The following is an 18,809-nucleotide window of genomic DNA, read 5'->3' on the forward strand; positions in this document are numbered from 1 at the left end:
GGGGGGGGGGGGGGGCGGGCCGGGTGGCCGCGTCGGGCGCGGGGGCCGGGCGCTGCGGGGCGGCGGTGCTCACGGGCGCTCTCCTTCCGTGGTGGGGTGGGCGGCGGGCGCCGCGCCGGTGGTGCCGGGCGTGTCCGCGGCGACGTCCGTGCCGGAGGCGAGGGCCGCGTCGTCGGGGGTCTGGCCGGCCATCATGAGGCCGAGCGTCTCGCGCGAGGTGTCCCCCGGCACGATGCCGACGATCCGCCCGTGGTACATCACGGCGATCCGGTCGGCCAGCTCGAGGACCTCGTCCAGCTCGGTGGAGACGATCAGCACGGGGGTGCCGGCGTCGCGCTCGGCGATGATCCGGTCGTGCAGGAACTCGATCGAGCCGACGTCCACGCCGCGCGTGGGCTGCGAGGCGATGAACAGGCGCAGCCCGTCCACGAGCTCGCGGGCCATGACGACCTTCTGCTGGTTGCCTCCCGAGAGGGAGGAGACCGGCAGGTCCACGCCCTGGGTGCGGACGTCGAACTCGGCCACGCGGCGCTCGGCGAGCGCCCGCACCGCGGCGGGGCGCATCTGCACGGCGTTGCCGGCCGGGGCGACGTCGTACCGGTTGAGCACCATGTTCTCCGCCACGGAGAACGGGCCGACGAGCCCGTCCGTGGAGCGGTCCTCGGGCACGAAGCCGACGCCGGCGCGGATGATCTGGCGGGTGGACCGGCCGATCAGCTCCCGGCCGTCCAGGGTGACGGAGCCGGTGGCCTTGACCAGGCCCATGATCGCCTCGGTCAGCTCGGTCTGCCCGTTGCCCTGCACACCGGCCACGGCGAGCACCTCGCCCTGGCGGACGGCGAAGGACACGGCGTCCAGCAGCACCTGGCCCGTGGGCGAGACGACGGAGAGGTCCTCGACGCGGAACGTCTCCTCCCCCAGGGTCGGGGCCGTCTTGCGCCGCTCGAGGACGACGCTCCGGCCCACCATGAGGGCGGCCAGCTCGGCGGCCTCGGCGGAGGGGTCCGCCGTGCCGACCACGCGGCCGCGGCGCAGCACGGTGATGTCGTCCGAGACGGCCTTGACCTCGCGCAGCTTGTGGGAGATGAACACGATCGCCGTGCCGTCCTCCCGCAGCTGCCGGATGATGCCGAGCAGCTCGTCGGTCTCCTGGGGGGTGAGCACGGCGGTCGGCTCGTCCAGGATGAGGATGCGTGCGTCGCGGACGAGGGCCTTGATGATCTCGACGCGCTGCTGCACGCCCACGGGCAGGTCCTCGACGACGGCGTCCGGGTCCACGTCGAAGCCGTACTGGGCGGAGATCTCCCGGATCCGCCGGCGGGTGGCCTCGAGGTCGAGCACGCCCAGGGCACGGGTGTGCTCGTCGCCGAGGGCCACGTTCTCGGCCACCGTGAAGACGGGCACGAGCATGAAGTGCTGGTGCACCATGCCGATGCCCGCGCGCATGGCCTCACCGGGACCGGAGAACCGGACGGGCTCGCCGTCGAGCAGGATCTCCCCCTCGGTGGGCTCGTAGAGCCCGAAGAGGACGTTCATCAGGGTGGACTTGCCGGCGCCGTTCTCGCCGAGGAGGGTGTGCACCCGCCCCGACTCCACGGTCAGGTTCACGTCCTCGTTCGCGGCGAACGAGCCGAAGCGCTTGGTGATCCCGCGCAGTTCGAGCCTCATCGAGGGCCTTCCGTCTGGTCGATGCTCGTGGTGCCGCGCTCGGCGGCGGGGGCGGGCCTGGCGCCCGCGCGCCGCGGGGCCGGTCCGGAGGGGTCCGGGCCGGCCCTGCGGCGGTGGCGAGGCGGGTCAGGCCTCCGGGGAGTACTCCGAGCCGACCTTCAGCTCGCCCGAGACGATCTTGGCCTCGAGGTCCTTGAGCTCGTCCTTGAGCTCCTGCGGCACCGTGTCCTCGAAGTCGTGGAACGGGGCCAGCTCGACGCCCTTGTTCTCCAGCGTGCCCACGTAGGGCTCAGCCGAGAACTCGTCCTTCAGGTCCGCGGCGATCACGTCGGAGACGGACTGGCCCATGTTCTTCTTCACCGAGGTGAGGATCAGGTTGCCGTCCTTGGTGGACTCGTAGCCGTCCGAGTCCGGCCAGATGACCTTGACGTCCTTGCCGCCCTGGTTCGCCTCGCGGACGGCGTCCAGGGTGCCCAGGCCCACGGGGCCGGCCACCGGCATCACGATGTCGGCGCCCTCGTTGATGAAGTTGGCGGTGTTCGTCTTGCCGTTGGCCACGTTCTTGAAGTCGCCCGTGAAGGAGCCGATCTTCGCGTCCTTGTCCCAGCCCAGGACCTTGACGTCCTTGTCCTTGACCTCGTTGTAGTGCTCCACGCCGCGGGCGAAGCCGTCCATGAAGATGGTGACGGTGGGGATCTCCATGCCGCCGTAGGTGGCCACGGTGCCGGTCTCGGTGGTGCCCGCCGCCAGGTACCCCGCCAGGAACGCCGCCTGCGCCGTGTCGTAGGTGAGCTTCTGGAAGTTGTCGGAGAAGCCCTCCGCGGTGACGTCCACGCCGAAGAAGTGGGTGTCGGTGTGCTGCGCGGCGATCGGCTTCATGGCGTCGCCGAGGAGGAAGCCCACGCCGATGACAGCGTCGCAGTCGGCGTTGACCATGGCGGTCACGTTCGGGGTGAACTCGCTGGGCTCGTTCGACTCGGCCTCGCTGGTGGTGATGCCGTAGGCCTTCTCGGCGGCCTTGAGGCCCTCGTAGGAGGACTGGTTGAAGGAGCGGTCGTCGAAGCCGCCCTCGTCCGAGACGATGCAGGCCTTGTAGTCGTTGTTGTCCGAGCCGACGCCGTCCACGGTGGCGATGGCCTCGCTCTCGGCGGCGCCGGAGCCCGAGGCCTCGGACTGCTCCGGCGGGGCGCCGCACGCGGTCAGCAGCAGGCCGGAGACGCCGAGCGCGGCCGCGGGGAGCAGGAGACGACGGCGGCGCGCGGCCGACGGGGTGGCGATGCCCATGGGGTCCTCATTTCGGAAGGCACGGTGCGAGGTCCGCGGCCGCTGGCCGCGGAAAGACGGGGCCCGTGCGGGTGGCCCCGTCCGGATGAGCGCGAGTCTACCGAACGGTTGGCCCGTCCCCTCCGGCGGGGGCGGGCGGCGGGATCAGTGGTGGTCCTCGCCCGTGAGCACCTGCAGCGCGGCGGCGGTGAAGACCCGCATGCCCACGCCGATGGCCCGCTCGTCCGGCGCGTAGTCGCCGCGGTGCAGATCGTAGATGGGGCCACCCGGGGACCGGGTTCCCAGGCGCAGCATGGAGCCGGGCACCTGCTGGGTCATCCAGGCGAAGTCCTCGCCGCCCATCGACTGCGGGGTCAGGACGATCGCCCGCGAGCCGAGCTCCCGCCGCGCCGCGGTCTCGATCAGCGCCGTCTCGCCCTCGGTGTTGTGCACCGGCGGGACGCCGCGCACATGCTCGAGCTGCACGTGCACGCCGTACGGCGCGGCGACCTGCCGGACCACCTCGTCGAGCAGCGCACCGGCCTCCTCCCACACGTCCGCGTCGAGGCAGCGCATGGTCCCGGCCAGGTAGCCGGTGTTGTCGATCGCGTTGGGCGCGCTGCCGGCGGCGATCTGCCCCCACACCACCGAGACGGCCGAGCGCACGTCGATCCGCCGGGAGAGCACGGCGGGCACGTTCACGGCGATCTGGGACAGGGCGAAGACCATGTCCTCGGTGAGGTGGGGCCGCGAGGTGTGCCCACCGCGTCCGGTGAGGGTGATCCGGATGGTGTCCGCCGCCGAGGTGATGGCGCCGATGCGGGTGCCGATCGAGCCGACGTCGACCTGGGGGTCGCAGTGCGCCGCCAGGATGCGGGGAACGTCGTCGAGGATCCCCTGGCGCAGCACGGCCAGGGAGCCGCCGGGCAGCCGCTCCTCCGCGGGCTGGAAGATGACGCGGACCGTGCCGTGGACCCGCTCGCCGACCGCGCGCAGGTCGGCGTCGGCGGTGGCCCCCCGGAGGATGCGGCCGAGGGCGACGGCCACACCCGCCATGACGGCGGTGTGCATGTCGTGGCCGCACGCGTGCGCGACGCCGTCATTGACGGACACGTAGGGCAGGCCGGTCTCCTCCTCGACCGGCAGCGCGTCGATGTCCGCGCGCAGGGCCAGCACCACCGGCCCCTCCCCGACGTCCACGTAGGCGCCCGTGGACTCCATCCGCACGGGCGAGAGCCCGTAGCCGGAGAGCAGCTCCACGATGCGGTCGGTGGTGCGGTACTCCTCATAGGAGAGCTCGGGATGCCGGTGCAGGTCCCGGCGGAAGGACACGATCTCGTCCTCGAGCTCGGCCACCACGGGGCCCACCGAGGGGACGGAGGTCGGACGGGGCCCGGTCAGCACGGAGTCGGAGGTGGTCATGGCCCAGCACCCTACTCCGGGGGTGCCGGTCGGTGCGGGCCGGACCCGGCCCAGGGCGCGGTCAGAGGACCTCGTCCACGCCCTCCGCCTTGAGCGCCTCGACGGCCTTCTTGACCTCCTGGGCGTGCTCCGTGGTGGTGACCAGCAGCGCGTCCTCGGTGTCCACGACGACGACGTCCTCGATGCCGATCAGCGCGATGACGCGCTTCGTGTCCGTCACCACGACGCCGGACGCGTCGTCCGAGTACACGCGCGGAGTGTCGCCGATCACCGTGATGCCGGAGGCGTCCCTGACCGGGTTCAGGCGGGCGATCGCCGCGAAGTCCCCCACGTCGTCCCACGTGAAGGAGCCGGGGATCACGGCCACGTCGCCGACGGCGGCGGCGGGCTCGGCCACGGCGTAGTCGATGGCGGTCTTCGTCAGCTCGGGCCACACCCGGGCCATGACCTCGTCCCGCTCCGGCGTCTCCCACGCGCGGGCGATCTCCATCAGGCCGGCGTGCAGCGCGGGCTCGTTCTCCTCGAGGTGGGCCAGCATGAGGCCCACGGGCGCCACGAACATGCCCGCGTTCCAGAGGTAGCGGCCGGACTTCACGTACTGCTGGGCGACCTTCAGGTCCGGCTTCTCCACGAACGCGGCGACGTCGTGCGCGTCCGGGGCGCCGGCCACGCGGAGACGGCGGCCCCGGCGGATGTAGCCGAAGCCCGTGGCCGCGTGCGTGGGCTCGATGCCGATGGTCACGATCCGGCCCGTGGCCGCCGTCTCGACGGCCTGCCGCACCGCGTCCTGGAAGACCTCCACCGGGGAGATCACCTGATCCGCCGCGAACGAGCCCATGATCGTGTCCGGGTCGCGCAGGGAGAGGATCGCCGCGGCCAGGCCGATGGCGGCCGCGGAGTCCTTGGGCGAGGGCTCGAGCACCAGATCCGTCTCCGCCAGGGCCGGCAGCTGCGTGCACACCGCCTCCCGGTGGGCCTCCCCGGTCACCACGAGCATGCCCGCGGCCAGGGGCGCCAGACGGTCCCACGTGGCACGGATCAGGGTCTGGCCCGAGCCGGTGAGGTCGTGGAGGAACTTCGGCGCGGCGGCCCGCGAGAGGGGCCACAGGCGGGTGCCCACGCCCCCGGCGGGGATCACGGCGTGGAAGCGGGACAGGGCCGTGCCCGGCGCGGCCTCGCGCGGGGCATCGGTCAGGTTCGGATCGGTGCTCACCGGGCCAGACTACGGAACCGTCCGGACGGGGGACCACTCGACGCGTCCCAGGCGGGGCACAGCCCAGACCGAACAGGACGGCGGCGGGGCGCCGCACGCGTCACAGTGGTCGCCCGGGTCCCGGTCGGGCACGGAGGCGCGGGAAGGGTCTACCCTAGGTGGAGGAATCCACTCGCACACGCCCCTGCCCGTCGTCGTCCCACGGCGGAGGACCGGGATCGTGCATTCCCCCTGGAGGTATCAACCGTGTCTAGCGCCACTGCGCAGGCCCCGGCCAAGAACGGCCGCGGAACCCTGTACCGGGGCCACGGCGGCATGTGGTCCTGGGTGGGCCACCGCGTCACCGGCGTCGTCATCTTCTTCTACCTGCTCGTCCACGTGCTGGACACGGCCCTGGTCCGGGTCTCCCCCGAGGCCTACAACGCCGTGATCGGCTCGTACAAGACGTGGTACTTCGCGCTCGGCGAGGCCGGCCTCGTCGCGGCGATCATCTTCCACGCCCTGAACGGCCTGCGCATCATCCTGGTCGACTTCTGGAAGGGCGGCACCCAGCACCACAAGACCCTGCTGTGGATCGTGCTGGGGCTGTGGGTCGTCCTGACCCTGGGCTTCGCCATCCGTCACTTCAGCCTCGCACTCGGAGGTCACTGAGCCATGAGCACCACCGCTGAGACCACCATCGCGGCGCCCCGCAGCCGCCGTCTGGACCCCAAGTACACGCGCGACGGCGGCGGCCGCGGCAACTTCGAGATGCTCGCCTGGCTGTTCATGCGCATCTCGGGCGTCTTCCTCGTCGTGCTGATCGCCGTGCACCTGACCACCAACCTGCTGGTGGGCGACGGCATCCACGCCATCGACTTCGGCTTCGTGGCCGGCAAGTGGGCGCACCCGCTGTGGCAGTTCTGGGACCTGGCCCTCCTGTGGCTGGCCATGCTGCACGGCGCCAACGGCGTGCGCACGATCATCAACGACTACACCCGTCGCGGCAGCGCCCGCTTCTGGCTGACGATGATCCTGTACATCGCCACGGCCGTGATCATCATCCTCGGCACCCTGGTGATCTTCACCTTCGATCCCTGCATGGTGGACGCCTCCGGCGCCCTGCTCGAGGGCTCCCCGGCCTTCTGCGGCTGACCTCGGAAACGCTCACCCTGCGGTGCGGCCGGCCCGAGCGGCCGCCGCGTCACAGACACCCAGAAAGAGAGACCTGAATGCAGGTGCACAAGTACGACGTGGTGATCGTCGGCGCCGGCGGCGCGGGCATGCGCGCGGCCATCGAGGCCGGTCAGCGCGCGCACACCGCCGTCCTCACCAAGATCTACCCCACGCGTTCCCACACCGGCGCGGCCCAGGGCGGCATGTGCGCGGCCCTCGCCAACGTCGAGGAGGACAACTGGGAGTGGCACACGTTCGACACCGTCAAGGGCGGCGACTACCTCGTGGACCAGGACGCCGCGGAGGTCATGGCCAAGGAGGCCATCGACGCGGTGCTGGACCTCGAGAAGATGGGCCTGCCCTTCAACCGCACCCCCGAGGGCAAGATCGACCAGCGCCGCTTCGGCGGCCACACCCGTGACCACGGCAAGGCGCCCGTGCGCCGCGCCTGCTACGCCGCGGACCGCACCGGCCACATGATCCTCCAGACGCTGTACCAGAACTGCGTCAAGCACAACGTGGAGTTCTTCAACGAGTTCTACGTGCTCGACCTGCTGCTGGTGGAGGAGGACGCCGTGCGCGAGGACGGCACCGCCTACAAGCAGAAGCGCACCGCCGGCGTCGTCTCCTACGAGCTGGCCACCGGCGAGATCCACGTCTTCCAGGCCAAGTCGGTCATCTTCGCCACCGGCGGCGCCGGCAAGGTGTACAAGACCACCTCGAACGCCCACACGCTCACCGGAGACGGCATGGCCATCGCCTACCGCGCGGGCCTGCCGCTGGAGGACATGGAGTTCGTGCAGTTCCACCCGACCGGCCTGGCCGGCCTGGGCATCCTGCTCTCCGAGGCCGCGCGCGGCGAGGGCGGCATCCTCCGCAACGCGGACGGCGAGCGCTTCATGGAGCGCTACGCCCCCACCATCAAGGACCTCGCCCCGCGCGACATCGTGGCCCGGTCCATGGCCGAGGAGGTCCGTCAGGGCCGCGGCGCCGGCCCCAACAAGGACTACGTGCTGCTCGACCTGACGCACCTGGAGCCCTCGCACATCGACGAGAAGCTCCCGGACATCACCGAGTTCGCCCGCACCTACCTGGGTGTCGAGCCCTACACGGAGCCGGTGCCGGTGTTCCCCACCTGCCACTACTTCATGGGCGGCATCCCCACGAATATCAAGGCCGAGGTCCTCCAGGACAACGACACCGTCGTGCCGGGCCTGTACGCCGCCGGCGAGGTGGCCTGCGTGTCCGTGCACGGGTCCAACCGCCTGGGCACCAACTCGCTGCTGGACATCAACGTGTTCGGCCGCCGCGCCGGCATCTACGCCGCCGAGTACGCCGTGCAGGCGGACTGGGTGGAGCTGCCCGAGGGCGGCGAGCTGCCGACCGTGGAGCACATCGAGAACCTGCGCTCCGCCACCGGGTCCGAGCGCGTCGCGGACATCCGCGCCGAGCTCCAGGAGTCCATGGACGCGGACATGCAGGTCTTCCGCGACGAGGACTCGATCCGCCGCGCACTGGCCAAGATCGAGGAGCTGCGCGGCCGCTACGAGAACGTGTCCGTCCAGGACAAGGGCCACCGCTTCAACCTCGACCTGCTCGAGGGCATGGAGCTGGGCTACCTCCTGGACATCGCCGAGGCCATGACCCTCGCGGCCCTGGGCCGCAAGGAGTCCCGCGGCGGGCACTACCGCGAGGACTACCCCGACCGCGACGACGAGAACTTCATGGCGCACACCATGATCTACCGTGACGAGACCGCGGAGATGGAGGGCGTCAAGGGCATCCGCTTCGAGACCAAGCCCGTCGTCGTGACCCGTTACCAGCCGATGGAGCGTAAGTACTGATGAGCCACTCAGCAACCGAGACCGAGGCCCCCGTGGCCCAGGCGCAGACCCAGTCCGCCGGTGGCGGCGCAGGCGAGGTCGAGAGCTTCGACATCGTGCTCAAGGTCCGCCGCTACCTCCCGGAGTCCTCCGAGGAGTCCTACTGGGACGAGTGGCGCCTGACCATGTACGGCACCGACCGCGTGCTGGACGCCCTGCACAAGGTCAAGTGGGACCACGACGGCACCCTGTCGTTCCGCCGCTCCTGCGCCCACGGCGTGTGCGGCTCCGACGCCATGCGCATCAACGGCCGCAACCGCCTGGCCTGCAAGACGCTCCTGAAGGACCTCGACCTGTCCAAGCCCATCCTGGTGGAGCCCATCAAGGGCCTGCCGGTGGAGAAGGACCTGATCGTGGACATGGACCCGTTCTTCCAGTCCTACCGCGAGATCATGCCGTTCCTGGTCGCCGAGGGCCACGCGCCCACCAAGGAGCGCTACCAGTCCCAGGCCGACCGGGCGATCTACGACGACACCACGAAGTGCATCCTGTGCGCCGCGTGCACCTCGTCCTGCCCGGTGTTCTGGACGGACGGCCAGTACTTCGGCCCGGCCGCCATCGTCAACGCGCACCGGTTCATCTTCGACTCGCGTGACGAGGCCGGCGACATGCGCCTGGAGATCCTGAACGACAAGGAGGGCGTGTGGCGTTGCCGCACGACCTTCAACTGCACCGACGCGTGCCCCCGCGGCATCCAGGTGACCAAGGCGATCTCCGAGGTGAAGCGGGCCATCCTGGCCCGCCAGTTCTGATCCCCCGCACCACGACGGCGGCCCGTCTCCTCGCTCGAGGAGGCGGGCCGCCGTCGTCGTGGAGGGGTGCCCCTCCCGCCGAGGCCCGCAGACGCGCCGTCACCGGCCCGGTGTAGCGGCGTGTCTGCGGGCCTCGGCGTGGGGACGGGGGCGGGACCGGAGGCGGAGGCGGTCCGAGCTCAGACGTCGAAGGCGTCGCGCGTCTCCCGCCGGTGCGCCACACGCAGCCACACCGCGCTGGACACGAGCATCCCGACGACGGCACCCAGCACGACCGGCCCCCCTCCCCCGTCCTGCACCATCCGTCCACCGTCGACCATCCAGAAGGCCGCCGTGAGCATCCCCAGCACCACGAGCACGCTCCCCACGGGGCGCACGGCCCGGATGCGGCGGGTGATGCCGGCCAGGAGCACCAGGGTCAGGACGACCACCGCCGCGGCGGCCACCGGCCACGCCCCCGCCGGGGTGAGGAACGCGGCGACGTCGGCGTCGGTGACCTCGCTCGCGCCCCAGGAGCGCGCCTCCAGCACGGCGCGGGCGTAGCCGGGCGTCGACTGCAGCGCGAGCACGCCCCCCACGCCGGCCGCGCTCAGTGCGCCCGTGACGGCCGTGACGGTCTGGAACAGGCGCAGGGGACGCAGCGACGCGAGATCGGGGGCGGGGTCCGTGGTCTCGTGGGGATCGTCGTCGAGGGGGTGCATGCCCCCATCATGCCCGGCGGCGCAGGAAGGTCGTTGCGAGGCCCGGGTTGAAGGCGCACACGAGCCAGGCCGCGTTCACGAGCGCGAACAGCCCGCCCAGGACCAGGGGCAGCACCACGTCCCCGGCGGGGAAGACGAACAGGCGGATGGCCCCCAGCAGCGTCACGAAGATGGCGATCGAGGCGAACAGGGCACCCATGATGCGCGCCGTGTTGCTGTGCCGGGTCAGCCCGACGAGGACGATCGCGTAGACCGCCAGACCCAGCAGGGTCGCGAACCAGGCACTGCCGGTGAGGGCGCCCTCGATGGCCTCGGCGGTCATCGCGGGCGACTGCGCGCCGCCCTCGGGCAGCGAGTCCGCGATGTCCTGGGCCGCGCCCGGGAGGAGGTTGCGCAGGATCGACGCGGCATAGAGGACCGCGGATGCCACCGTCAACCCGAGCAGCGCCCGGAACACGCCGGGGGTGCGGGCGTCGGGGCGGATCAGCGGGCGGGCGTCCGGGCCGGAGTGCCCGGCGATGCGCCGCCGCGCCTCATCCGGGCCCACCACGGGCCGCCCGCCGCCGTCCAGGTCGTCGGGGTGGGGGGACACGGGATGCGGGGGTCGATGATCGGAGGCCATGTCGCCATGGTCTCCGCTGGCCGACGCCGGGGCGAGGGCTGGCGACCCAGGACTCGCCGCCGGCGAACGGCGTCGGGGTCAGGCGCGGCGGCCCTGACGGGTGTAGGCCGCGACCTGCGGGTTGAAGGCCTTGACCAGCCACAGGATGTTCACGATCACCAGCGCCAGGCTGAGCACGGAGGCCAGCACGCCGCCGATGCCGGGGTAGGTCACGAAGGAGAAGATGCCGCCGACGGCGCTGAGGGTGCCCAGGATCCCGACGACGATGCCGAGGATGCGGGCCCAGTTCTTGGCCCCGCGGAGGTTGAAGTACACCAGGGCGTACAGGGCCACGCCGATGAGCAGGACGATGATCGTGCCCACCGTCACGGAGGCGCCCACGACAGGCGCGATCTCCTCCACCTGCTCGGGGGTGAGGCCGCTCTGGCGAAGGGAGTCCCGCATGCGTTCGATGCTCTCCTCGCCGCCGAACAGGGCCGGCAGGGAGGACAGCACGTACAGCGCGAGCGACGTGAGCGTCAGCGTCAGGAGCGCGGGGAACGCGGCCGGCTCCGGGACGATGCCGTACGGGCTGCCCGGCTGGGCGCCGTAGCCCGGGGCCGCGTAGGGCTGCGTGCCGTAGCGGGAGCCCACGGCGGGCTGCTCCGGGTTCGGGTCCGGGTTCGGTCGATCGGTGGTCATGGTGAGCTCCTCGGTGTCGTGGGTGACGGTGATGGTGATGACGGGCGCGGCGGCAGGATCACTCGTGTCGCAGTGCCTCGATGGGATCCTTCCGGGCCGCACGCAGGGCGGGCAAGGTGCCGGCGATGAACGCGATGGCCACGATCAGCAGCAGGATCAGCAGCAGGGCGAGGGGGTTGACCGCGAACAGGACCAGGCCGGTGACGCCGCTGAGGGGGCCGGTGGTCAGCACCTGGTTCGCGATGAGTCCGACGGCGACGCCCAGGCCGATGCCGATCAGCGAGCCGAGCAGGCCGATCACGACGGCCTCCATGGTGAACAGGCCGAAGATCTTCCCGCCGGTCATGCCGAGGGCCTTCATGAGGCCGATCTCCCGGGTGCGCTCCTGCACCGCCATGAGCAGGGTGTTGATGATGCCGAAGCTGGCGGCGAGCAGCGCGATGAGCGCGAAGCCGGTGAGCACCCACGTGACGGCGTCGATGATGCCGCGGATCACGCCGAGCTGCTCCTCGAGGGTCTGCGCCAGCAGGCCCTGGTCGGCCAGCGCCTGCTTCACGGCGTCCTCGTTCGCCTCCGGGTCCTCCACGATCGCCGTGGCCTGGAAGTAGGTGTTCCGCTGCGACTCCGGCAGGCCCTCCGTCGTGATGTCGTAGATCTCCTGCTCGAGCGACTCCGACGGCGTCGGGGCGGTGCCCGCACCGGACGCGGCCGCCTTCGTCACACCGACCACGGTGGCCGTCACGGACTTGTGCTCCTGCAGCGGGGTCGCCGCCACGACGGTCAGCTCCGTGCCGACCAGGTCCTCGGCGTCGCCGGCGCCCAGGTCCTCCACCCACGACTCGGGCATGACGATCTCCGCGGCGCCGGCCTCGGGGGCACGGCCGGCCGAGAAGGTGAGCATGTCGATCTCGCCGGAGCTGCCCATGAAGCCGGTCTGCCACTTGCGGTCGTCCGGGCCCTGGATGTACTCCGGCTCGGCCACCCGATAGGTCTTCACCTCGGTGACGTGCTCGGTGTCCTCGATCGCGGCGAGGTCCTCCTGCGTGAGCAGCGGCATGCCGAACATCTCGCCGCCGGCGGCGTCCTGCTCCGTGTACTCCTGGGGCGAACCGCTCGCCGCACCGGCCGAGGACATGTCCTGCTGCTTCATCACGGTCAGCTCGCCGGGCTTGCCGAAGCCCTCGACCACGTTGTCCACGTACTTGTTGATGCCCGCGCCGAGCCCCGTGGTGAGGGTCAGCGTGAATGCGCCGATCACGATCGCGACGACGGTGAGGAAGGTGCGCAGCTTGGAGCGCATCGTGTTGGCGAGCGCCGTGCCCGCGACGTCGGTGGCCTTCATGCCCGCGCTCCGTCCCGCTCGGTGCCGACGCGCTCGTCGGCGATGACCACGCCGTCCTGCAGCTCGACGCGACGGTCACACTTCGCGGCCAGGTCGTCGTCGTGCGTGACCACCACGAGGGTGATGCCCTCGTCGCGGTGCAGGCCGAAGAGGATGTCCTCCACGGCCGCCGAGGTGGCGGAGTCCAGGTTGCCCGTGGGCTCGTCCGCGAACAGCACCGTCGGGTTGTTCACGAGCGCACGGGCGATGCACACGCGCTGCTTCTGGCCGCCGGAGAGGTCCGTGGCCTTGTTCTGCGCCTTGTCCGCGAGCTCGAGCCGCTCGAGCACCGCCATGCCGCGGCGGGTGCGCTGGGCCCGGCCCACGCCGGCGATCTTCAGCGGCAGCACGGTGTTCTCCAGGACCGTCTGGTTCGGGTTCAGGAAGAACTGCTGGAACACGAAGCCGAACCGCTCGTTGCGCAGCTGGGAGATCTCCGCGGCCTTGAGCTGGGAGACGGGACGGCCGTCCATCGCGACGACGCCGGCGGAGGGCTGGTCCAGCAGCGCCAGCAGGTGCATCAGGGTGGACTTGCCGGAGCCGGACTTGCCGACGACGGCCAGGGACTCGCCGCGCTGGATCTGCAGGGTGATGCCCTTCAGCGCGTCGAAGCGGGACGCCCCGCGACCGTAGACCTTGACGAGGTTCTCCGTCTCCAGGACGGGTTCGGCGCCGGGCGGGACCTCGGCGACGGCGGGGATGGGGACAGCGGTGGACATGGCTCCGGCACTCCTCTGTCGGTGGGGCTCGCCCCCGCTGCGGCAGGAGCGGAGGCGGTGCCTCCATCCTGACAGCCGCGCACGCACCGCCGCCTCCACCTCGAGTCGGAGAAACACGACGGCCCGCGCCCCCACAGGTCGGGGGCGCGGGCCGTCGTCGGGGGGCCGGTGCGGCCCTGCTCAGCGCAGCGGCGGCAGGAAGCCGACCTTGGCGTAGACGTCCTCGAGCACGGGCGTGGCCACGGCGCGGGCCTTCTCGGCGCCGGCGGCGAGGATGCGGTCGAGCTCGGCGGGGTCGTCCAGCAGCGCGAGGGCGCGCTCACGCACGGGGGCCAGGCGCTCGACGACGGCGTCCGCCACCGCGACCTTGAGGTGCCCATACATCTTGCCGACGAACTCCTCCTCGAGCTGCGGGATCGGTGTGGCGGACACCGCGGAGAGGATGGTCAGCAGGTTGGAGACGCCGGGCTTGGCCTCGCGGTCGAAGCGCACCTCAGTGCCGTCGTCGGTGACCGCGGACTTGATCTTCTTGGCGGTCTTCTTCGGCTCCTCGAGGATGTTGATGAGCCCGTTCGGGGACGCCGCGGACTTGGACATCTTCGACGTGGGGTCCTGCAGGTCGTAGATGCGCGCGCCGGTCTCCGGGTAGAAGCCGGTCGGGACCACGAACGTCTCGCCGTAGCGGTGGTTGAAGCGCTGGGCGAGGTCGCGGGTGAGCTCCACGTGCTGGCGCTGGTCGTCGCCCACGGGCACGCCATGCGGCTGGTAGAGCAGGATGTCCGCGGCCATGAGCATGGGGTACGCGAGCAGGCCGACCCCGGCCGCGTCCGCGCCCTGCTTGGCGGACTTGTCCTTGAACTGGGTCATGCGCATGGCCTCGCCCATGCCGGTCATGCAGGTCAGCACCCAGGCCAGCTGCGCGTGCTCGGGCACCTGGGACTGGACGAACAGCGTGGAGCGCTCGGGGTCGATGCCGCCGGCGATGAACTGCGCGGCGGCCACCCGCGTGCGCTCCGCGAGCGCGGCCGGGTCCTGCGGCACGGTGATGGCGTGCAGGTCGGGGATGAAGAAGAACGCCTCGAAGTCGGCCTGGGTGCGCTCCCAGTTCACGAGGGCGCCGAGGTAGTTGCCCAGGTGGAGGGAGTCCGCCGAGGGCTGCATGCCGGAGAGCACGCGGTGCCGGGCGGACGCGCCGGCCAGGTGGGCGGTGGCGGCGGCGTCCTGGGCCAGGACGTCCTGCACGGAGTTCTTCTTCATGGTCATCTCAGCCTCGGGTCTCTCCTGCACGGTCAGAACTGGTAGTCGACCACGAGCGGGGCGTGGTCGGAGAAGCGGGTGCCCCAGCTGGGGGCGCGGTCCACGACGGCGGTCGTCGCCCGCTCGGCCAGGCCCGCGGTCGCCATGTGGTAGTCGATGCGCCACCCGGCGTCGTTGTCGAAGGCCTTGCCGCGCATGGACCACCACGTGTACGGGCCCGGCACCGGCCCGGCGAGGGCGCGGTGCACGTCCGTGAAGCCGAGCTCGCCGAAGAACCGGTCGAAGTAGGCGCGCTCCTCGGGCAGGAAGCCGGCCTTCTTCACGTTGCCCTTCCAGTTCTTGATGTCCAGCTCGGTGTGGCCCACGTTGAGGTCGCCCGTGACGAGGGCGTGCCCCTCCCCCGCAGCCAGCTCGGAGAGGCGGCGGACCATCTCGTCGAGGAACCGGTACTTGTCCACCTGCTTCGGGGTGTCGACCTCGCCCGAGTGCACGTACGCGGAGACCACGGTCAGCGGCGAGCCGTCCGGCAGGCGCAGGTCGGCCTCGATCCAGCGGCCGGCGTCGTCGAAGTACCCGTCGGCGTCGGCGATGCCGGTGCGGACCTCGCCGAGCGGGAACCGCGAGGCGATCGCAACGCCGGCCCGCCCCTTGGCGGCGGCCACGGCGTCCGCCAGGTGCACCTCGTCCCAGTCCTCGCCCACGATCTCGCGGACCAGCTGCGCCGTGACGTCCGCGGGGGCGCGCACCTCCTGGAGGGTGAGCACGTCCACGCCGCGGCCGGCGAACCACTCCCGCATGCCCTTGCGGTGCGAGGCGCGGATGCCGTTGACGTTCACGGTGGCCACGCGCACGGCGCCGTCGGCCTTGGGCGCCCCGGCGTTGGCGTGCACCACGGGCTCGCCCTCGGCGGGCTCGGGGTACTTCCCGGTGACGGGGTCCTTCTCGGGCAGCGCCGTCATCAGCCGATCACCGTCCCGCTCACCGGGCCCTCGGCGCCGCCGGCCCGGGACTCCTTGATCATGTCGCGGGCGTTGGAGGCCGTGATGTCGATGGTCTCCAGGGCGCGGTCCACCATCTCACGGTCCATGCCCTGGCCCGCGGCGAGCTGCTCGCGCACGACGCGCACCTGCACCTGGGCGATCTTGAACGAGTGGTCCAGCTTGGTGTCCCGCAGGGGGTCCGCGGCCGGTGCCGGCGGGACCACCGCGGGGGCGGCGGCGTCGGCGTCGCGGCCGCGCAGGGCGGCGACGTCGGCGCGGGCGTTCTGCATGGCGGTGTCCACCTTGCGGCCCGCGGCCTGGACGCCACGGCGCATCTGCAGGTACACGACCACCGCGAACACGAGCCAGCCGGCGGCGACCGCGACCACGAGCCACCCGATCACGTCGTTCTGGTTCGCGGCGAAGATGATCGCCACGATCAGGATGACGATCATCGCGACGAAGCCGAGCGATCCCACGCGCAGGCCGGCGCGGGGGCCGCGGCGCGCGCCGTCGGGACCGGGGGTCAGGGACTGGGACATGGGTGCTCCTCCGGAGGGGCTCGTGGGGTCTGCCCTCCATCATCCCGCATCGCGGGGTGCGCTCCGAATCGGGCGGCCCGCGTCGGTACCTATCCTGAGGCGATGACCCCCCGCCCCCCGCACCCCGCCGACCCCGCGTCCGGGGCCTTCACCCCTGACCAGCGCCGCATCCTCACCGCACTGCTCATGCCGCTCTTCCTCGCGCTGATGAGCGTGTCCGTGGTGAACGTGGCGCTGCCGGCCATCGAGTCGGGCCTGGACGCCACGAGCGCGGATCTGCAGTGGGTGCTGGCGGGGTACACGCTGACGTTCGGCACCGTGCTCGTGGCCGCGGGCCGCGCCGGCGACCTGTGGGGCCGCAAGAGCCTGTTCCTGGCGGGCATCACGCTGTACATGCTCGGCTCCCTGCTCTCCGGCCTGGCCGGGGACACTCTGCTGCTCAATGCCGGGCGCCTGCTCACGGGCCTGGGCGCGGGCGTGTTCAACCCCCAGGTCATCGGGTTCATCCAGTCGAACTTCCACGGCCGCGCCCGCGGGCGGGCCTACGGGCTCTTCGGCACCGTGGTGGGCCTCGGCGTGGCCGTGGGGCCCCTGCTCGGCGGGCTGTTCCTCGGCGCGTTCGGCCCCGAGTGGGGCTGGCGCTCCACGTTCCTCATGAACGTGCCCGTGGGCCTGGCCGCCGTCGCGATGGGCGCCCTCTGGCTGCCGCCGCCCACCCGCGTGCACGGCCTGCCCCCCGCCCCCGGACCACGCGGGATCGCCGCGCTCGACCCGGTGGGCGCCCTGCTGCTCGGCGCCGGCGGGGTGAGCCTCATGGTGCCGTTCATCGTCCCGGGCACCGCCTGGCTGCTGGTGCTCGCCGCCGCGCTCGTGACGGCGTGGTGGCTGTGGGAGAAGCGCGTGAAGGCCCGGGCGTCGGCCACCGGCGTGCAGCCCATGGTGGACCCGGCACTGTTCCGGCGGCCGTCCTTCACGATCGGCGCGCTCGAGTCCACCATCTACCTGGCCACCATGCCGGCGGTGTTCGCGATCGTGGCGATCTTCCTGCAGCGCGGCATGGGGTTCACGCCGCTCGAGGCCGGCCTCGTGGGTCTGCCCGGCGCCGTCGTCGTGGCCTCCCTGTCCCCGTGGGTGGGTTCGATGGTGCAGCGGCGGGGGCCCGTGCTCGTGCTGCTCGGCGCTCTGGCGGGCCTCGTGTCGCTGGGGGTGCTCGCGCTCGCGTTCGAGCGCAGCGCGGCCGGCGCGTGGTCGCCGTGGATCGTGGGGGTGGGGCTGATCGTGCAGTCGGCCTCGCAGGCCCTGCTGCTCACCAGCACGCAGGTGCTGATGATGGACGACGTCGCCGGCCACGAGGCGGGGGCGGCCGGCGGCGTCGCCCAGACGGCGCAGCGTCTCGGCACCGCCCTGGGCCTGTCCGTGGTGACGGGCGCGTTCTTCGCGGCCCTGGCCGGCGCCGCAGCCGAGAGCGCCGGTCCGCCGTCGGCCGCGGCGTACGCGCACGCGGCCTCGACCGCCATGGGCATGGTGGCCGTGTGCTGGGCGCTCACCGCCGCGGTCGCGGCCCTGGACGTGGTCCGGCGGCGCCGCGCCGCGCGCGCGGCCTGACCGGCCCGCGGGGGCCTCAGCGCAGGAACAGCGCGCCGAGCCGGCGGGCGGCGAGCCACACCCCGACGCCGGCCATCACCACGAAGTAGAGGACGTGGCCGGCGGTCGCCCAGCTCAGCACGCCCACCGCGAGGGCGCGCATCATCTCCACGGCGTGCCACAGCGGGAACACGCGGATCACCCACTGGATCGGCTCCGGGTAGACCGCGAGCGGGAAGAACGTGGCCGAGAACAGGAACATGGGCATCAGCACGATCTGGACCCAGTCCATGTGCTGGAACGTCTTCATCCAGCTCGTCACCGCCATGCCGAGGGAGGCGAAGCCCAGCGCCACGAGCAGGGCGCCGGGGATCATGAGCAGCGCCGTCCACGAGGTGACGAGCCCGGCCACGGTCATGACGATCAGGAAGCCGACCGCGTAGATCAGCCCGCGCAGCAGCGCCATCGCGATCTCCCCGAGCGCCACGTCCAGCGGGCCCAGCCGCGTGGAGAGCATGGTCTGGTACGTCTTCGCGTAGCGCAGCTTGAAGAACACGTTCCACGTGGAGTCGTAGATGGCGCCGTTCATCGCCGAGACCGCCAGCAGTGCGGGGGCGAGGTACATGCCGTACGGGACGGGGGTGCCGTCCGGGCCGGCCACGTCGCCGACCAGCGCACCGAGACCCAGTCCCAGGGAGGCCAGGTAGAGCACGGGCTCGAAGAACCCGGAGAAGAACACCACCCAGTTGTTGGACTTCAGGGAGAGGAACGCCCGCTCCATCACCGCGCGCACGTTGCCCGAGTACGCGCCGGCCAGCGGGCCGCGGCGCACGGGGATCTCGGGCATGGGCGGCACGGCGACGGCGTGTTCCCGCACCACCGACGACGACGGCGCGGCCGGGCCCGCCTGCGCGGTGGCGGGTGCGACGTCGGCGCGGGCGGCCCCGGTGCGCGCGGCACGGCGGCCCAGGCCAGTGCCCCGGCCG

Annotated in this window: 18 protein-coding genes; 5 read left to right on the forward strand and 13 right to left on the reverse strand. The window is 71.9% G+C overall.

Going from position 1 to position 18,809, the window contains the following annotated elements; translation table 11 throughout:
* Nucleotides 1–69: 69 nt before the first annotated feature.
* The 4 genes from SJ20_RS08755 to SJ20_RS08770 form a co-directional block, all read right to left on the reverse strand.
* Nucleotides 70–1,668 carry an ABC transporter ATP-binding protein gene (locus SJ20_RS08755; RefSeq protein WP_044659643.1) on the reverse strand — a complete coding sequence of 533 codons (1,599 nt, stop codon included), beginning with the start codon at nt 1,666–1,668 and terminating at the stop codon, nt 70–72.
* A 126-nt stretch (nt 1,669–1,794) separates the two neighbouring features.
* A complete protein-coding gene (locus tag SJ20_RS08760) occupies nt 1,795–2,952 on the reverse strand; it encodes a BMP family protein (protein ID WP_044659644.1) in 1,158 nt (385 codons plus the stop codon).
* A 144-nt stretch (nt 2,953–3,096) separates the two neighbouring features.
* Complete coding sequence (locus SJ20_RS08765; RefSeq protein WP_044659645.1) at nt 3,097–4,353, reverse strand: amidohydrolase; 1,257 nt, start codon at nt 4,351–4,353, stop codon at nt 3,097–3,099.
* 61 nt (nt 4,354–4,414) lie between these two features.
* On the reverse strand, nt 4,415–5,566 hold the full coding sequence (locus tag SJ20_RS08770) for a mannose-1-phosphate guanylyltransferase (protein ID WP_044659646.1): 1,152 nt from the start codon (nt 5,564–5,566) through the stop codon (nt 4,415–4,417).
* 246 nt (nt 5,567–5,812) lie between these two features.
* Between SJ20_RS08770 and sdhC the strand changes: the two genes are divergently transcribed.
* The 4 genes from sdhC to SJ20_RS08790 all read left to right on the forward strand — a co-directional run bounded on the left by sdhC (nt 5,813) and on the right by SJ20_RS08790 (nt 9,356).
* On the forward strand, nt 5,813–6,217 hold the full coding sequence (gene sdhC, locus SJ20_RS08775; protein ID WP_078025777.1) for a succinate dehydrogenase, cytochrome b556 subunit: 405 nt from the start codon (nt 5,813–5,815) through the stop codon (nt 6,215–6,217).
* A gap of 3 nt (nt 6,218–6,220) precedes the next feature.
* Complete coding sequence (locus SJ20_RS08780) at nt 6,221–6,700, forward strand: succinate dehydrogenase hydrophobic membrane anchor subunit (RefSeq protein ID WP_036314556.1); 480 nt, start codon at nt 6,221–6,223, stop codon at nt 6,698–6,700.
* Nucleotides 6,701–6,777: 77 nt separating this feature from the next.
* Nucleotides 6,778–8,565, forward strand: a complete 1,788-nt coding sequence (sdhA, locus tag SJ20_RS08785; protein WP_036340055.1) for a succinate dehydrogenase flavoprotein subunit — start codon at nt 6,778–6,780, stop codon at nt 8,563–8,565.
* Nucleotides 8,565–9,356 carry a succinate dehydrogenase iron-sulfur subunit gene (locus tag SJ20_RS08790; protein WP_010079347.1) on the forward strand — a complete coding sequence of 264 codons (792 nt, stop codon included), beginning with the start codon at nt 8,565–8,567 and terminating at the stop codon, nt 9,354–9,356. The genes sdhA and SJ20_RS08790 overlap by 1 nt, the downstream gene beginning before the upstream one ends.
* A gap of 179 nt (nt 9,357–9,535) precedes the next feature.
* Here SJ20_RS08790 and SJ20_RS08795 read toward each other — a convergent pair whose 3' ends face one another.
* From SJ20_RS08795 to SJ20_RS08830, 8 genes are all read right to left on the reverse strand, one after another.
* Entirely contained in the window at nt 9,536–10,057 is a 522-nt protein-coding gene (locus SJ20_RS08795) for a hypothetical protein (protein WP_044659647.1), read from the reverse strand.
* A 7-nt stretch (nt 10,058–10,064) separates the two neighbouring features.
* The gene (locus tag SJ20_RS08800; protein ID WP_036314561.1) at nt 10,065–10,649 is read right to left on the reverse strand and encodes a hypothetical protein; all 585 of its coding nucleotides are present in this window, start codon (nt 10,647–10,649) and stop codon (nt 10,065–10,067) included.
* Nucleotides 10,650–10,757: 108 nt separating this feature from the next.
* The gene (locus SJ20_RS08805) at nt 10,758–11,360 is read right to left on the reverse strand and encodes a hypothetical protein (RefSeq protein WP_020624727.1); all 603 of its coding nucleotides are present in this window, start codon (nt 11,358–11,360) and stop codon (nt 10,758–10,760) included.
* A gap of 58 nt (nt 11,361–11,418) precedes the next feature.
* The gene (locus tag SJ20_RS08810; protein WP_044659648.1) at nt 11,419–12,702 is read right to left on the reverse strand and encodes an ABC transporter permease; all 1,284 of its coding nucleotides are present in this window, start codon (nt 12,700–12,702) and stop codon (nt 11,419–11,421) included.
* Entirely contained in the window at nt 12,699–13,460 is a 762-nt protein-coding gene (locus SJ20_RS08815; RefSeq protein WP_020624729.1) for an ABC transporter ATP-binding protein, read from the reverse strand. Before SJ20_RS08815 ends, SJ20_RS08810 begins: the two co-directional genes overlap by 4 nt.
* Nucleotides 13,461–13,640: 180 nt before the next feature.
* Nucleotides 13,641–14,723, reverse strand: coding sequence for a tryptophan--tRNA ligase (trpS, locus tag SJ20_RS08820; RefSeq protein ID WP_044659649.1), 1,083 nt, complete (start codon nt 14,721–14,723; stop codon nt 13,641–13,643).
* 26 nt (nt 14,724–14,749) lie between these two features.
* The gene (locus tag SJ20_RS08825; RefSeq protein WP_002856592.1) at nt 14,750–15,676 is read right to left on the reverse strand and encodes an exodeoxyribonuclease III; all 927 of its coding nucleotides are present in this window, start codon (nt 15,674–15,676) and stop codon (nt 14,750–14,752) included.
* Nucleotides 15,676–16,239: a hypothetical protein gene (locus SJ20_RS08830; RefSeq protein WP_044659650.1), complete on the reverse strand. Its 564-nt coding sequence runs from the start codon at nt 16,237–16,239 to the stop codon at nt 15,676–15,678. The genes SJ20_RS08825 and SJ20_RS08830 overlap by 1 nt, the downstream gene beginning before the upstream one ends.
* A gap of 102 nt (nt 16,240–16,341) precedes the next feature.
* Between SJ20_RS08830 and SJ20_RS08835 the strand changes: the two genes are divergently transcribed.
* The gene (locus tag SJ20_RS08835) at nt 16,342–17,844 is read left to right on the forward strand and encodes an MFS transporter (protein ID WP_235281288.1); all 1,503 of its coding nucleotides are present in this window, start codon (nt 16,342–16,344) and stop codon (nt 17,842–17,844) included.
* 16 nt (nt 17,845–17,860) lie between these two features.
* On the opposite strand, the gene SJ20_RS08840 is transcribed toward SJ20_RS08835, so the two are convergent.
* The gene (locus tag SJ20_RS08840; protein ID WP_044659651.1) at nt 17,861–18,670 is read right to left on the reverse strand and encodes an ABC transporter permease; all 810 of its coding nucleotides are present in this window, start codon (nt 18,668–18,670) and stop codon (nt 17,861–17,863) included.
* Between the last annotated feature and the right edge of the window lie 139 nt (nt 18,671–18,809).

Source organism: Micrococcus sp. MS-ASIII-49 (assembly GCF_000946635.1).
GTDB lineage: Bacteria > Actinomycetota > Actinomycetes > Actinomycetales > Micrococcaceae > Micrococcus > Micrococcus luteus.

Bases quoted from the DNA above. Each gene is read 5' to 3' on its own strand.
- SJ20_RS08810 (WP_044659648.1), bottom strand. From the start codon at position 12,702: ATGAAGGCCACCGACGTCGCGGGCACGGCGCTCGCCAACACGATGCGC.
- SJ20_RS08830 (WP_044659650.1), bottom strand. From the start codon at position 16,239: ATGTCCCAGTCCCTGACCCCCGGTCCCGACGGCGCGCGCCGCGGCCCC.
- SJ20_RS08790 (WP_010079347.1), top strand. From the start codon at position 8,565: ATGAGCCACTCAGCAACCGAGACCGAGGCCCCCGTGGCCCAGGCGCAG.
- SJ20_RS08755 (WP_044659643.1), bottom strand. From the start codon at position 1,668: ATGAGGCTCGAACTGCGCGGGATCACCAAGCGCTTCGGCTCGTTCGCC.
- SJ20_RS08835 (WP_235281288.1), top strand. From the start codon at position 16,342: ATGACCCCCCGCCCCCCGCACCCCGCCGACCCCGCGTCCGGGGCCTTC.
- SJ20_RS08795 (WP_044659647.1), bottom strand. From the start codon at position 10,057: ATGCACCCCCTCGACGACGATCCCCACGAGACCACGGACCCCGCCCCC.
- SJ20_RS08840 (WP_044659651.1), bottom strand. From the start codon at position 18,670: ATGCCCGAGATCCCCGTGCGCCGCGGCCCGCTGGCCGGCGCGTACTCG.
- SJ20_RS08765 (WP_044659645.1), bottom strand. From the start codon at position 4,353: ATGACCACCTCCGACTCCGTGCTGACCGGGCCCCGTCCGACCTCCGTC.
- trpS (WP_044659649.1), bottom strand. From the start codon at position 14,723: ATGACCATGAAGAAGAACTCCGTGCAGGACGTCCTGGCCCAGGACGCC.
- SJ20_RS08815 (WP_020624729.1), bottom strand. From the start codon at position 13,460: ATGTCCACCGCTGTCCCCATCCCCGCCGTCGCCGAGGTCCCGCCCGGC.
- SJ20_RS08825 (WP_002856592.1), bottom strand. From the start codon at position 15,676: ATGACGGCGCTGCCCGAGAAGGACCCCGTCACCGGGAAGTACCCCGAG.
- SJ20_RS08760 (WP_044659644.1), bottom strand. From the start codon at position 2,952: ATGGGCATCGCCACCCCGTCGGCCGCGCGCCGCCGTCGTCTCCTGCTC.
- SJ20_RS08780 (WP_036314556.1), top strand. From the start codon at position 6,221: ATGAGCACCACCGCTGAGACCACCATCGCGGCGCCCCGCAGCCGCCGT.
- sdhA (WP_036340055.1), top strand. From the start codon at position 6,778: ATGCAGGTGCACAAGTACGACGTGGTGATCGTCGGCGCCGGCGGCGCG.
- SJ20_RS08805 (WP_020624727.1), bottom strand. From the start codon at position 11,360: ATGACCACCGATCGACCGAACCCGGACCCGAACCCGGAGCAGCCCGCC.